Genomic DNA, 13,919 nt, shown 5'->3' with positions numbered 1-13,919 from the left:
ATCGACTGTTCGGCAGACCGGGCTCAGCTCTTGGCGGGTGCGGCCGGTGCGCCGCCGTGCTCGCCATGCTCGCCGTGGCCACGGTGGTGACCGCGCGGGCCGCCGAAGTGGGCCGTCTCGGTGTCGAAGGTCTTCTGCTGGTCAGGCGTCAGCGTGGCGTAGAAGGTCTTCGTGGCGTCGGCGCGCTTGGCGAACATGGCGCTGCGCTCGGCCTGGCGGGTCTGCATGCGTTCCAGGCGCTGCGGCGTGGTCAGCTTGGCGTACTCGGCGCGGTCCATGCGGGGACGCGGACCGGCCGGCGGCTGCGTGGCGGTGGTGAAGGTCGACCATGCGCCTTCCTGGCCCGCGTTCAGCTTGAGCTTGTCCTTCAGCGCGGCCATGCGCTTGGCGCGGTGTTCCTGCATGCGCTCCATGCGCTTGGCGGGGTCCATGCGCTTGTGCTGCGCCTTGGGCGCCGCAGCGTTGTCGGCCTGGGCCACCGCGGCGGTGGGAGCGGCTGCGGTGGGAGCGGCCGGCGCTTGAGCGAAAGCGCCCGAAGAGGCGAGGGCGGCCGAACCGAGCAGGCTGGCCCAGACGATGCGTTGGCGAAGAGAGATCATGAGAAGTGCTTCCTTTCGAAGACTGCCGCCGATGGGCAGCAGGTGAGACGAAGTGTGGAAGACCTCTGTATCGCGCCCGTTAGCCCAGCGTGAGCTTGCGTAAAGATTGATGAACCGATTGATGAACTGATTGATGAGCCGCGCGGCGCGGGCATCGGGCACGCAGGGGCTTGCCCATCTCGATCTCCTACTTCGCCCGCGGCCGCTTCAGCCCGCGGTCGGGTGCCTGCAGCGTGCCCGCGCGCAGCTCGCCCACCGCGCGCGCGACGGCACGCGCCACGTTGCGCACTTCTTCCTGCACGTCGGCATCGGCGTCGAGTTCGTCGTGGCTGGTGGCGTAGGGCTCGTAGTAGCCGATGTAGCGGTCCAGCCGCGACTGCATGCCGGCGTCGACCAGGCCCATCCAGTCGAGCCAGTCGCACAGGTTGCGCCGCAGGCTCTCGATGCCGGCCACGTCGCCGTGCACCACCACGCCGTAGGCGCGCCCGTCCAGGTGCTTGGGGTAGCCCCAGCCTTCGAGCTCGAGCGCCTTGGCTTCCTCGGGCTTCTTGCCGTGCGTGCTGCTGGGGTCCGGGTTGCCGCCGTCGGCGCACACCAGGCGGTCGATCATCAGCTTCAGCGGGCTGGTGGCCTGGTACCAGTGCGTGGGCGTGAGCAGGATCACGCCGTGCGCGGCCACCCAGCGCTCGTAGATCTCGTTCATCCAGTCGCCGGTCTGGCGCAGCGAGTGGTTCGGGTAGCAGCTGCACGGCCAGTGGCACAGCGGCATGGCGGTGGAGACGCAGCCCTTGCACGGATGGATCTGCCGCCCGTATTCGGAGGTGACCAGGCTCAGGTCGAGCAGGTCGACCTGGATGCCGCTACCCTCGAGCACCTCGCGCGCCAGCTCGGCCAGGCGCCATGTCTTGGAGATCTCGCCGGGACAGGTGCCGTCGTTGCGCGGCGAGCCGTTCACCAGCAGCACGCGCGAGCGCGTCTGCGGCTGGCCCCAGGCGGCCTGCGCGGCGTCGATGCGCGCCTTGGCCTCGAGCCAGTCGACCGACAGGTCGTAGTCGGGGTCGGCGTAGCCCGGGCCCGCCTTGCGCGTGACCGGCGCCTTGCGGCCTTCCTGGTAGGCCTCCCACGCAATCAGCTCGATGCGATGCAGCGAGCCGGCCTCGGCCTGGAACGCCGGGTCCTGGAAGGGCTGCATGAAGCGTTCATGGAACTCGGCGCGCTGCAGCGTTTCGGGCGCCTGTCCTTTTCGGATCGTGGGGGTCATGCCGCAATCTAGGCAGCCCGCGCGGCGGGCCGCGTGCGGGGCCGATGCCGACTTGCGGTAGGCGGGCAACTACAGCGGCGCCGCCTCGGCTCGCGGACCCGCGGGTTCAGCCCAGCTTGCCGTTCTGGAAGTCGTGCACCGCCTGCTTGACCTGCTCCTGCGTGTTCATCACGAAGGGCCCGTACTGCGCGATGGGCTCGTGCAGCGGCCGGCCCGCGATGAGCAGCGCGCGCGCCGGGCTGTGGTTGGTCGCGCCGGCGCGCAGCACCACGCCGTCGCTTGCCGCGTCGTTGGCCAGGATGGCCATGCGGCGCGTCGGGATCTCGCTGCCCGCGATCCACACCGACTCGCGGAACACGTAGACCAGCACGTTGTGGTCGTCCGGCAGCGGCTGCGCGAACTCCGCACCGGGCGGCAGCGTGATGTCGAGGTACAGCGGCTCGGTGTGCTCGCGCCGCACGGCGCCCTCGATGCCGTGGCTCGCGCCCGCGATCACGCGCACGTGCGCGCCGCCGGTGGTGGTGAACTCGGGAATCTCCTCGCTCTGGATGTCGCGGTACCAGGGCTCGCGCATCTTGTCCTTGGCGGGCAGGTTGAGCCACAGCTGGAAGCCTTCCATCAGCCCTTCTTCCTGCTCGGGCAGCTCGCTGTGCACGAGGCCGCGCCCGGCCGTCATCCATTGCACGCCGCCGTTCTCCAGCAGCCCTTCGTGGCCCGCGCTGTCGCGGTGGCGCATGCGGCCCGCGATCATGTAGGTGACGGTTTCGAAGCCGCGGTGCGGATGGTTGGGAAAGCCGCCGATGTAGTCGCCCGGGTTGTCGCTGCCGAAGGCATCGAGCATCAGGTACGGGTCGAGGCGCTTCTGCAGCGGCTGCTGCAGCACGCGCGTGAGTTTGACGCCGTCACCGTCGCTGGTGGAAACACCGGCCACGATGTGGTCGATGCCGCGCGGCGTGGCGACGGGATCGGTGGGGTGGTTGGCATGGTGATTGGCGTTCGTCATGCGGCCATGGTGGCACTAACGCACGCCCGGCGCCACCCGGGGGGTGCAGCCGCGCAGGCGGCCGCGCGGCGCGAAGGCCGGCCGCAGGCTCACGACGCCGCTGCTTGCGTGCCCGCAGCGAACCAGTTGCCGTGGAAGCCGACCGGCACGCGGTGCGGCAGCGAGGCCACGCACAGCGGGCCGGCGGCCAATGCGCGCGCATCGAACACCACCAGGTCGCTGGTGTCGGTAGCGCCGCGCCACACGGTGGCCAGCAGCCAGCCGTCGCCTTCCTCGGCATCGGCGGCGCGCGGCACGAACACGCCTTCGGACACCACGTCGGGCGCGGGGAACAGGTACATGTCGCGGTGCGGTGTGGTGTGGTCGACGTGCACCAGCCCCGCGTAGAGGCGCGGCGGCTCGTTCGGCTGCGCGATGCCGCGGCACACGTACCAGCCGTGGCGGTAGGGCAGGCCGGCAAAGCGCTCGTCGATGCGCGGGAACTCGCCCGGAATCTCCTCCAGCGGCGTCTGCGTGAACTCGTGCACCGGGCTCGACAGGTCGAACTGCCAGCGCACCAGCCGGCTCACCGGCGGCTTGTCGCTCACGGGCGAGCCGTCGGGCTTCGGGAACAGCGGCGGCGTGGGGAACTGCACCACGTCGGCGAACAGGCTGCCGCCGGCCTCCCACGCGTTCATGACGTGGAACACGTAGCAGGCCGGGCCGCGCCACCAGACGATGTCGGCGGTGCTGCCATTGCGCGGCATCAGGCCCACGCGCGTGCCGTGCTCGGGCTCCCAGGCGTAGGGCGGGCGGCCGCTCTGCGCGCGTTCCATGCTCGCGGTGAGCGGCATGATGGGAAACATCACGTGCCGCTCGGTCACCATGAAGTCGTGGACCATGCTGGCGTAGGGCGCCTCGAAACGCTCGAAGCGCGTGACGCGGCCCTCGCGGGACATCACGCCAAAGCTCATGCCGCTGGACAGCGGCGCCGGCGTGCCGTAGCCGAAGAACAGCAGCTCGCCGGTCTTCGGGTCGGTCTTGGGGTGCGCGGTGAAGCTGCCTTGCAGGCCGCCGCCGAAATCGTTGGCGCCCAGCGTGGCCAGCGTGGGCAGCGCCACCTCGACCGGCAGGTGCGCCTCTTCGAGCGCGAGCACGCGGCCGGCGTGGCCGATGACGTTGGTGTTGGCGGAGCCGTCGTCGTGCGGCGGCTTCTGCCCGCTGTTCAAGAGCGCTTCCTGGAAGCCGCCCGGCAGGTCCTGGCCCTCGGCGGCCGCGTGCCAGCGCTGCGTGCGCACCCAGCGGTTGCGGTAGTGCACCTTGCCGTCGCCGATGCTGAACGCGTGCAGCATGCCGTCGCCCGCGAACCAGTGTTCCTTCGGATCGGGCCGCACCGGGTTCGGCCCGTTGCGCACCAGCGTGCCGCGCAGGCCGGCGGGCAGCGTGCCCTTCAGCGGCAGCGGACCGGCGTCGGTCTCGACATCGATCGGCGCCATGTTGGGAGGCGGGGCGCTGCGGGGAATGGCATCGTTCATCGGGGCTCCTTGAGGGTCGGTGGAAACGTTGGAAGGCGTCGTCGAATATCTTTCCAGTGGAAATATCTCCGGCCTGGCCGTCGAAGTCAAGAAATTTTTCCAGTGGTAAGATTTTTGAGCGCTTCTGCCTTCCCGCTGTTTTTCAAGAATGACCACCGACGCCCCGACCAAGCGCTATCACCACGGCTCGCTGCCCGAAGCCCTGCTGGCCGCCGCCGAAGCCGTGCTGCTGCGCGACGGCATCCCCGGCCTGGGCCTGCGGGCGATCGCACGGGAAGCGGGCGTGTCGCACACCGCGCCCAAGCACCATTTCGGCGACATGACCGGCCTGGTGAGCGAGCTGGCCGCCGTCGGCTACGCGCGCCTGAGCGACGCCATGCGCGACGCCGCGGCCGCACACCCTGAGCCGCCCGACCTGGGCAATCGGCGCCATGCCATCGCCCATGCGTACGTGCACTTCGCCTACGACAACCCGGCCATGTTCGGCCTCATGTTCCGCAACGAGATGATCGACATGCAGCGCCCCGTGCTCAACGCGGCGGCGCGCGAGGCGATGCGCGTGATGGCCGCGATCATCGGCGCGAAGGACGAGCCCCCGGGCGACGCGCCGGTCTCGCTGAACGCCGCCGAGGCCATGCGCATCACCGCGGCCTGGGGCTATGTGCATGGGCTGGCGACCCTGCTGATCGACCAGCGCCTGCGCGGCATCATCAAGGTGGCGCCGGATTTCGACGACCCGGTCGATCTGGTCGACCGGGCGTTGAAGGATGTGCGATTCGGCTTCGAGGCCGGCGAGGCGCCGCCGGCGGCAAGCTAGCCCAGGCCCGATTCAACTCGGCTCACCTCGGCTCGACTCGGATCATCGCGGCCACTGCTGGCGCTGCCAGTAGCTGTACTGCCATCGCGTCTCGAACCCCGCGCGGCGGTACAGCGCCAGCGCCGCCTGGTTCTGCGCGTCGACCTGCAGGAACACGCGCTCGAAGCCGCGTTCCAGCGCCGCCTGCGCGAAGCCGGCCAGCACCCGCCCCGCCAGGCCGCGCCCGCGCTGCGCCTTGTCGGTGCGCATGCCGTGCACGCTGGCCCAGCCATGGCCGAAGGCCATCGCGCCCGCCGCCACCGTGCGGCCGCCCTCGCGCACGCTGGCGTAGAGCGAGCCCTGGGCGCGCGACAGCATGCGCACGCGGTGCGCGCCGTCGACCGGGTCGAAGCCCTCGCCGAGGAACAGCGCCGCCCAGGCGTCGTCGGGCGCGCGGTCGATGTCGGCCAGCGGCGCGCCGGGCGCCACCAGCCGGCGCATGCGCTGGGTCGAGGCGGCCTGCACGCAGGTCGGGCTGTCGTCCACGTAGTGCCGGCGCTCCAGCTCGGCGCGCAAGCCCTCGAAGCAGGGCGCGTCGGCCAGCCGCAGCGCGGGCGCGACCTGGCGGCTGTCGTAGCGGTCCTCGATGCGGTCGAGCGTGGCCGGCTCGACCGCGCTGCGGTGCAGCGGCACGGCCGACCTGGCGCGCTTCACGGTGCCGCCCGAGAAAGGCAGCAGCCAGCCGTCGATTTCCTCGGTGAGGTCGGGCGAGACCGCGCTGACGGTGGCCCGTTCGATGGCTTCGATGTCGGTGACGCTCGGCGCTGCGGTGTTCATTGGGTTTCGATGGTTCTTGCGGTTCTCACGGTGCGGCCTCCGGTGCCGTGAACTTCGCCGCGGCCACGCCCTTGAGCAGCGCTTCGCGCTGGTTCCGGCTGATGCCGCGGATGCCCTCGGCCACCCACTTGATGCGGTCGGCGTCGATGTGGCCGTCGCGCCGCCATTGTTCGAGCACGGCCTGCGGCTTGTGCAGCATGGCGGCCAGCCACACGGCCTGCGCCGGTTCCAGCGTGCGCGCGCTGCGCTTGAAGTAGCGGCGCGCCGCGGCCTCGGCGCCGCAGATGTTGCCGCCCCAGGGCGCGTTGTCCAGGTACAGCTGCAGGATGCGCGCCTTGCCCAGCGTCTGCTCCATTTCCACCGCGTAGAGCAGCTCGCGCAGCTTGCGCTCGGCGGTGCGGTCGCTGCCCGTCACCAGCAGCTTGGCCAGCTGCTGCGTGAGCGTGCTGCCGCCGCGGCGCACCTGGCCGGGCTTCTGGTTGTTGTCGATCGACGCGAGGATCTCGGTGAGGTCGTAGCCGGTGTGGGTGAAGAAGCGCTGGTCTTCCGCCGCGATGACGGCGCGCGCCAGCCAGCTGTCGTTGGTGAGCCTGGCCGACGGGCCGCAGCTGGTGCGCGCGTTCAGCATGGCCTCGGTGCCCAGCCCTTCCACCGTGAACTGGCTGATGTTCGGCTGCACCGCGAAGGTGGCGTCGGGCAGCGCGAGCTGGCCGCGCAGCGCCAGCGTGCCGCCGATGCGCGCGCGCTGCAGCTCGGGCAGCGTGGGCACCAGCACCGCGTACCAGCGCGCGATGGGCGCGTCCTGCACGCTGGCGTTGAGCTGCAGGCTCTTCGGCGCGAGCTTGCCGTCCCAGTGGCCCTGCAGCGGCGTGGTGTCGGTGCTCAGCGGCATGGCCTCGAAGGTGCCGTTGAGCGTGTTGCCGTCGCGCTTCACGGTGGCGACCAGGCGTTCGACCTTGATGGGCTGGGTGCCCAGCGCCTGCACGTCGGCGCTGCACGGCGCGCACTGCATCTCGAGCAGCTCGCCGGCCGGCTTCCAGCCGAAGCGCAGGGTGCCGAAGCGGGTGTCCAGCGAATGGCCGTCCAGGTAGGGCGCGAACCACGGCGAGGTGGCCACGCGCACCGCCGTCGGCACGCCGATCTCGAAATTCAGCGGCCCCGCCTTCACCGTGGTGCTCCACTCGCCAGCCGCCGGCGCGAGCGCCAGCTTGACTATCAAAAAGATAGCTACACACGCAGTAACAACCAAGGCCAGCAGGCCAAAAAGCACAAATCGCAGGGTCTTCTTCACAGGCACGTTTCTCAGATCGTCATAGGGGTTTCGCCACTGTGACCGCTTGCCACGGCCCATGCGACTGGCCGCTGGCCGCTGCCCAGTACCAGGCTGAAGTGTCAGTGAAAGCCGTGCCCTGGGCATCGACGATGCGCTCGCAGACACGGATTTTTTGCGCGCCGTGCCGTTGCGCAACAAAACAGCGCCACATCCGCTCCTGCGCATCGCGCTCCAGCCGGGCCTGCTCGATGCGGTAGCCCAGCGCGCGGTAGCAGTCCACCGCCGGGTGCAGCATGCGCGTGGGCTGCGCCACGGCGCGCATCACCAGCGTCTGCGTGCCGTCGGTCATGCGGCCGATGGCGCCGGGAAAGCGGTCGGCAAAGCGCTGCTCGACCTCGCTCAGCGCCAGCGGGCGCAGCGGAACGCCGTCCCATTCGCGCGGCCATTCCTGCGACGCGACGGCCGCGGCGGTTTCGCCCGGCGTGCGCACCGCCGCGGCGGCCGACCACAGCAGGCACAGCACCATGGCCAGCGCGAAGGCCGTCTTGTGGCCGATGCGGTTGATGAAATGGTTGGCGAACCAGCGTTCAAAGAACGGTGTCGACATGGCGGCTTCCTTGGGTGGTGATCAGGCCCTCGATGGGCATTTCGGCGGGTTCGGGCGCGGGGCGCACCGGCACCATCAGGCGGGCGATGGCGCCGCACACCACCGCCAGCACCAGCAGGCCCAGCGTGTTGTGCGCCCAGGGCGCGAGCGGATGGCCGGCGCCCTCGAAGGCGATCAGCACGCTGTTGCGCACGATGTTGCCGGCCAGCACGAACAGGCCGACCATCGGCAGCCGGCGCATGAAGCCGCGGTCGCTGCGGCCGGCCCACAGCGCCACCGCGCAGGCCGTGAAGTAGCCGAGCCAGACCATCTGCACGCCGGAGCAGGGCGCGTCGACGATCACCAGGCGGCCATCGACCATCAGGCTCGCGCCTTCGCGCGCCACCTCGAAGCCCGGCGACAGCAGCCAGCGGCTGACCTCGGCCGTCACCACCCGCAGCGGGTAGCCGGCATAGAACTGCAGCGACGACAGCAGCGGCAACGCCAGCACCGACAGCCCCGCCACCGGCAGCGCGGCCACGCGCCGCGGCAGGAACGCCAACAGCCCGCACGACAGCGCCAGCACCGCCACCAGGCCGGCCGCGAGCGGCGGCAATGCGGGCAGGCCGCCGACCCCGGTACGCAGCACCGTCGCGAGCACGGTGCCCGCGCCGGCCAGCGCGAGCCAGCCCAGGCGCGGCGAGGCGCGCAGTTCGCGCCGGCGGCTCCACGCCAGCGCGGCGAGCGCAACCAGCGCCAGCAGGCCCATCGGGTCGTCGGAGCCGTCGCGCATGCGCTGGACCATCCAGGTCCAGGTCGGCACCAGCGCGGCGAACTGCAGCGCCAGCCAGCCGGCGGCCGGCGTGCGGTCGATGTGGATGCCCCAGTCCACGATGCGCGGATGGCGGTGGGCGAGCGTTGCCAGAGACATGTGGTTCTTTCTCGAAGGATCGGGCGGTGAACCGGCGGTGATCAGGCGGTGAACCGGCGCGCGTCGTTGCGGCGCGCGCGGCGGCGCAGCATCGCCAGCATCGACAGCACCACGGCGATGGCGCCCAGCGATTCGGGTTCGGGCGTGCTCGGCACCTCGGCGCCCAGCGCGAGGTTGCTCACGCCCTGCGGCAGGGGCAACGGCTGGTTGACCTGCGCGCCGTCCTGCGGCGCCAGGTTGCGCACCACCTTGTCCACGGCGATGAAGCTCGTGTACTGCGTGAGCAGGCTGTACTTCAGGCCCAACTCGGTGATGCGGTCCTTGAAGGCCGTGCCGCCTTCCAGCGTTTCCTGGTCGCTCAGGCTCTGGATGCGGTGGCGCGCCCACAGCGTGCGCAGCGCGGCCGTGTCCTGGCGCGTGCGGCTGTCGATGCGCACTTCCTCGCGGTACGGGCCGCTGGCGCTCTGGCCTTCGATGATCACGCGGCCCTTGGGCTCGCCACGCCACTTGCCGAACACGATCACCGGGCGTTCGCCCAGCACGTCGGGCAGCGCCTGCGGTTCCACGTCGTACACGTCCAGGCCGCCGAAGGTGGCCTTCACGTTCGTGAGCACCGGCGACTCGACCATGCGGCGAAAGCGCGCGGCCTGCTCGGGCGCCTGCACCGGGTCGGTGATGATGAAAGGCTCGCCCATGCCGGCGCGCGCGATGCCTTCCATCAGGCTGCGGTTCACCGACGAGCCGATGCCGAAGGCGAACACGTTGGCCTTGGACAGGTTGTTGCGCACCAGCTCGAAGGCCTCGCGCTCGACCGTCACGTAGCCGTCGGTCACCACCACCACCGTGCGCGACACGTTGTCTTCCTTCGGTTCGGCGTACACGCGCTTCAGTGCCGGAATGAGTTCGGTGCTGCCGCTGCCGCTGTAGTTCTGGATCGTGGCCAGCGCCTGCTCGATGTTGGCGCGCGTGGCCGGCACCGACTTCGGCGACAGCATCTTGTTGCTGCCCGAGAACAGCAGCACGTTGAAGGTGTCGCTCGGGCGCAGGCCGCCGATCAGGCGCTGGAGCACCGTCTTGGCGGTGTCCAGCGGAAAGCCGTGCATCGAGCCCGAGATGTCGACCACGAAGATGTAGTCGCGCGGCGAGATGGCGCTGGCGGCCACGGCCTTGGGCGGCTCCACCATGGCGAGGAAGAAGTTCTCGGCGTTCTCACCCTGGCCCTTGTAGAGCATCAGGCCCGATTCGATCTTCTCGCCCGCCAGCCGGTAGTCGAGCACGAAGTCGCGGTTGTCCGCGGGGCGGCCGTCGGCCGTGAGCACGACGTCGGCGTGCTGGTCTTCGTCGCTCTTCTTCACGTCGATGGTGTGCGTGGCCGAGCGGATTTCCTTCAGGCCCATCGGCGTGTCGATGGTGGCCTTGAGCCTGAAGGCGGTGGCGGGAGCGGTGCCCGCGGGCAGCGTGGGCTGCGCCACCCACTTGGCATCGGCGTTCTCCGACTGCGGCGAGTTGTAGCGCGGCCCGACCACGGTCGGGAACACGAACTGGTAGTTGCCCGACTGCGGCACCAGCAGCTCGGTGTAGCGCAGCTCCACCTTCACGTCGTCGCCCGGCAGGATGTTGGCCACGTTCATCTGGAACACGTTGGGCAGGTGCTGCTCGAGCAGCGCGGCGGTCTTGCCTTCCTTCTTGGCGGTGTCGTACTCGATCTGCGCCTGCTGCTTCTCGCGGATCTGCGCGGTGATGAGCCGGTCGGCCAGCCGCACGTTGAGGCCGCTCACCGCGGCCTTGGTCGAGCCGGGAAACACGTACTTCGCCTCGATGGCGCGCTGGCCTTCGTTGCGGTAGGTCTGCGTGACCGTCACGTCGGCGATCACGCCGGAGATCTTCACCGAGACCTCGGTGCCCTTCAGCGGCAGGCGATCGACCGAGGGGTCGTCGCTCTTCACGAAGAAGTAGGGGCTCTCGGTCTTCAGGAGCGGCCCGGCGGGCGCTTCCTGCGCATGCGCGGGGCGCACGCCCATGGCGACGAAGCCCGCGGCAGCCAGGCTCACGGTGGCGAGCCAGAGCCAGCGGCCGGGGCGTGGGGTGGTGTGGGCTTCCATGGCGGGGGTCCTTGTCCGTGCGAACTTGCACAGCCGCAACTGTCGGCACCGCGCGAGAAGGGAGTTGGAAGGCCGGTTGAAGTCGAAACACAGGCGCAAGCGCCGTGTGAAGCCTGTGTGAAGTCGGGCGGCGCGCCCCCTTCACACGGCCTTCGGATCGCGCGGCGAGCATCGCCCCATTGCTGACACACGAGGAGAAGAAAAATGCTTCAGTTGTTGAGGGCCCTGCAGAGCTCGATGCTGGTCAAGGTGGCCGGCCTGTTCTTCCTGTTGCTGCTGCTGTGCATCCCGCTGGCGGAGATCGACTCGATCAACCGCGCCCGCGGCGAGAGCCAGCGCGAAGCCGCGCGCGAACTTGCCGCCACCTATGCGGGCCGCCAGACCATGGTCGGCCCGCTGCTGCTGGTGCCGTACGTGGAACGCTGGATGGAGCCGCAGCGCAACGCGCAAGGCAAGGTGATCGGCCAGGAGGCGCGCAGCAAGGAAATGGCCCACGTGGTGTTTCCCGACAAGCTGCACATCGAAGGCACGATGGCGCCGCAGGAGCGCTACCGCGGCATCTTCAAGATTCCGTTCTACACCTTGAACGCCACGCTCGGCGGCGGCTTCGCGGCCTTCGACCCGAAGGCCGTGCCGCACAGCGAGAGCGATTCGAAGATCGAGTTCAGGGCGCCGTTCATCGCCTTCAACGTGAGCGACCTGCGCGGCCTCGACGGCTCGCCCGCGATGGTGATGGGCGGAGAAGCGCTGCGCTTCAGGCAGCGCGTGCCGGGCCTGGCCGACGACGCCTGGTTCGCCGACGGCATCCATGCGCCCGTGACCGGTGCCGCGCTCGCCGCATGGCAGGCCGGCACGCCGATCCCGTTCGAGATGAAGCTCGGCCTGGTCGGGCAGGACACGCTGGCCATCGCGCCCATTGCCGAGGAAACCACCGCGCACCTGAGCTCGCCCTGGGCGCACCCGAGCTTCGGCGGGCGCTTTCTCGCCGCCGAGCGCAGCGTGACGCCACAGGGCTTCGACGCGCACTGGCGCGTGTCGTCGCTGGTGACCTCGGCGCGCGAACAGGTGCGCGCGGGCCTGCAGGGCCGCGCCGCGCCCACCGACGGCAACGGCGCCGAAGCGGCCGCCAGCCCTTCGCGCTATGCCGAGGCGGCGAGTGCCGCGCCGCGCCGCAACCTGGGCACGCTGCAGACCTTCGACGTGTCGCTCGCGCAGCCCATCAACGTGTATTCGATGAGCACGCGCGCCGGCAAGTACGGCGCGCTGTTCATTGGCCTGGTGCTGATGGCGGCCTTCATGTTCGAGCTGTTCCGCAAGCTGCGCCTGCATCCGATCCAGTACGGGCTGGTGGGCCTGTCGATCGCGCTGTTCTTCCTGCTGCTGCTCGCGCTGTCCGAGAAGTTCGCCTTCTGGCTGGCCTACGCCGGTGCCGCGAGCGCCAGCGTCCTGCTGCTGGCGGTGTACTTCAGCGCCGTGCTCGAAGGCTGGCGGCGCGGCCTGTCGTTCGGCGCTTTCGTGGCGCTGCTGTACGGCGCGCTCTACGGGCTGCTCGCCTCGGAAAGCAATGCGCTGCTGCTGGGTGCGCTGCTGATCTTCGGCATGCTGGCCGCGCTGATGCTGGTCACGCGCAAGGTCGACTGGTATGCGCTGTCGCGGCGCAACGAACCGGCGGTTGCAACGCCCGCCGTGTCGGCTGAAGCCCGGCCGGCATGAAACTGCTGCGGGTCATCGGCGCCGCGCTGGGCTGGCTCGCCCTGGCCACGCTGTGGTTCTGGGCCTGGCACCTGAAGGACCCGCACCTGCGCTTCATGCGCGAGTGGGAGCTGCCGCTGCTGCTGGCCGCGCTGGTTGCGGGCATCGCCGTTGCATGGCGGTTCGCGCGCAGCGTGCTGCGCCCGGTGGCGCTCGGGCTGGCCTTCGCGGCATTGCTCACGGCGCTGGGCAACGAGGCCGCGTCGCGCCAGCACCGCGCCGAGGTGAATGCCGCGTCGGGCGCTGCGGCGCAGGTGCTGGGCGCGCATTTCATCGTCGGCTACGACGACGCGAACGACCTGCGCGAGCTGGCCCGCAAGGGCCTGATCGGCGGCATCTTCGTGACCGGGCGCAACGTGAAAGGCCGCACGGCCGGCCAGTTGCGCGAAGAAATCCGGGGCCTGCAGGCCGTGCGCCGCAAGGCCGGCCTGCCGCCACTGGTGGTCGCGACCGACCAGGAAGGCGGCGCGGTCTCGCGGCTGTCGCCGCTGGTCGAACGCCAGCCCGCGCTGTCGACCCTGCTCGATGCCGACCTGCCCGAAGACCAGCTTTCCGAAAGCGCCCGCGCCTACGGCGCGCAACAGGGCAGGGCACTGGCCGACCTGGGCGTCACGCTCAATTTCAGCCCCGTGGTCGACCTGCGCCCCGGCCGCGCGCCGGGCCGCTGGGACTTTCACACCCGCATCGACGAACGCGCCATCTCCAGCGACCCGGCGGTCACCACGCAGGTGGCGCTCGCTTACGCGCAAGGCCTTGAATCTGCTGGCGTTCGCGGCACCTTGAAGCACTTTCCCGGCCTGGCCGGCGTGGCCGAAGACACCCACCACTTCGCCGCCGAACTGCGCACGCCGGTCGCCCGTCTGGCAACGCAAGACTGGAAACCATTTCAAGAAGTGTCGAAACAATCTGACGCAGCGATCATGCTGGGCCATGTCATCCTTGCGGAACTCGACGCCGACTACCCGGTCTCTTTCTCGCGCAGAATCGTGCAGCAGGTGATTCGAGGCGAATGGGGCTACCGGGGCCTGCTCGTCACCGACGATCTCACGATGGGCGCGGCCTACAACCGCGGTCTCTGCGATGCCACTGTCCGAGCCCTCGACGCCGGCGTGGACCTCTTGCTGATCGCCTTCGACCACGACAAGTACTTCGACGCCATGCACTGTGCGCTGCAGGCCGCGCAGCGCGGCGCGCTCGATCTCCCGATGCTGGAACGCCGCGGCGCGCAGCGGCTCCAATCCTTTCGCTAGCCAGCCGCTACCGTC

Annotated in this window: 12 protein-coding genes; 3 read left to right on the top strand and 9 right to left on the bottom strand. The window is 70.1% G+C overall.

Features of this window, described 5'->3' with window-relative positions; translation table 11 throughout:
• Nucleotides 1–23: 23 nt before the first annotated feature.
• The 4 genes from BM013_RS17005 to BM013_RS16990 form a co-directional block, all read right to left on the bottom strand.
• Nucleotides 24–599: a Spy/CpxP family protein refolding chaperone gene (locus BM013_RS17005; RefSeq protein ID WP_093128814.1), complete on the bottom strand. Its 576-nt coding sequence runs from the start codon at nucleotides 597–599 to the stop codon at nucleotides 24–26.
• A gap of 187 nt (nucleotides 600–786) precedes the next feature.
• Nucleotides 787–1,860 (bottom strand): flavodoxin family protein, encoded by a 1,074-nt coding sequence (locus BM013_RS17000; RefSeq protein WP_093128813.1) that lies wholly within the window; start codon nucleotides 1,858–1,860, stop codon nucleotides 787–789.
• 106 nt (nucleotides 1,861–1,966) lie between these two features.
• A complete protein-coding gene (locus BM013_RS16995) occupies nucleotides 1,967–2,863 on the bottom strand; it encodes a pirin family protein (RefSeq protein ID WP_093128812.1) in 897 nt (298 codons plus the stop codon).
• An 89-nt stretch (nucleotides 2,864–2,952) separates the two neighbouring features.
• Entirely contained in the window at nucleotides 2,953–4,377 is a 1,425-nt protein-coding gene (locus BM013_RS16990; RefSeq protein WP_093128811.1) for a carotenoid oxygenase family protein, read from the bottom strand.
• 148 nt (nucleotides 4,378–4,525) lie between these two features.
• On the opposite strand from BM013_RS16990, the gene BM013_RS16985 reads away from it, so the two are divergent.
• Nucleotides 4,526–5,194, top strand: coding sequence for a TetR/AcrR family transcriptional regulator (locus tag BM013_RS16985; protein WP_093128810.1), 669 nt, complete (start codon nucleotides 4,526–4,528; stop codon nucleotides 5,192–5,194).
• A 42-nt stretch (nucleotides 5,195–5,236) separates the two neighbouring features.
• On the opposite strand, the gene BM013_RS16980 is transcribed toward BM013_RS16985, so the two are convergent.
• The 5 genes from BM013_RS16980 to BM013_RS16960 all read right to left on the bottom strand — a co-directional run bounded on the left by BM013_RS16980 (nucleotide 5,237) and on the right by BM013_RS16960 (nucleotide 10,902).
• Entirely contained in the window at nucleotides 5,237–6,010 is a 774-nt protein-coding gene (locus BM013_RS16980; protein WP_093128809.1) for a GNAT family N-acetyltransferase, read from the bottom strand.
• A gap of 25 nt (nucleotides 6,011–6,035) precedes the next feature.
• Nucleotides 6,036–7,229, bottom strand: coding sequence for a biosynthetic peptidoglycan transglycosylase (locus tag BM013_RS16975; protein WP_256219928.1), 1,194 nt, complete (start codon nucleotides 7,227–7,229; stop codon nucleotides 6,036–6,038).
• 91 nt (nucleotides 7,230–7,320) lie between these two features.
• Complete coding sequence (locus tag BM013_RS16970; RefSeq protein WP_093128807.1) at nucleotides 7,321–7,890, bottom strand: hypothetical protein; 570 nt, start codon at nucleotides 7,888–7,890, stop codon at nucleotides 7,321–7,323.
• Nucleotides 7,871–8,800, bottom strand: coding sequence for an exosortase Q (xrtQ, locus tag BM013_RS16965; RefSeq protein ID WP_093128806.1), 930 nt, complete (start codon nucleotides 8,798–8,800; stop codon nucleotides 7,871–7,873). The genes BM013_RS16970 and xrtQ overlap by 20 nt, the downstream gene beginning before the upstream one ends.
• A gap of 41 nt (nucleotides 8,801–8,841) precedes the next feature.
• On the bottom strand, nucleotides 8,842–10,902 hold the full coding sequence (locus BM013_RS16960; protein WP_093128805.1) for a VIT and vWA domain-containing protein: 2,061 nt from the start codon (nucleotides 10,900–10,902) through the stop codon (nucleotides 8,842–8,844).
• 204 nt (nucleotides 10,903–11,106) lie between these two features.
• Between BM013_RS16960 and creD the strand changes: the two genes are divergently transcribed.
• Together creD and BM013_RS16950 are read left to right on the top strand one after the other, a co-directional pair.
• Entirely contained in the window at nucleotides 11,107–12,615 is a 1,509-nt protein-coding gene (creD, locus tag BM013_RS16955) for a cell envelope integrity protein CreD (protein WP_093128804.1), read from the top strand.
• Nucleotides 12,612–13,904 (top strand): glycoside hydrolase family 3 N-terminal domain-containing protein, encoded by a 1,293-nt coding sequence (locus BM013_RS16950; RefSeq protein ID WP_093128803.1) that lies wholly within the window; start codon nucleotides 12,612–12,614, stop codon nucleotides 13,902–13,904. The genes creD and BM013_RS16950 overlap by 4 nt, the downstream gene beginning before the upstream one ends.
• Nucleotides 13,905–13,919 lie beyond the last annotated feature (15 nt).

This window comes from Variovorax sp. OK605, from assembly GCF_900115445.1.
Taxonomy (GTDB): Bacteria; Pseudomonadota; Gammaproteobacteria; order Burkholderiales; family Burkholderiaceae_C; genus Variovorax.
This window is presented reverse-complemented; position numbering and strand designations above follow the sequence as displayed.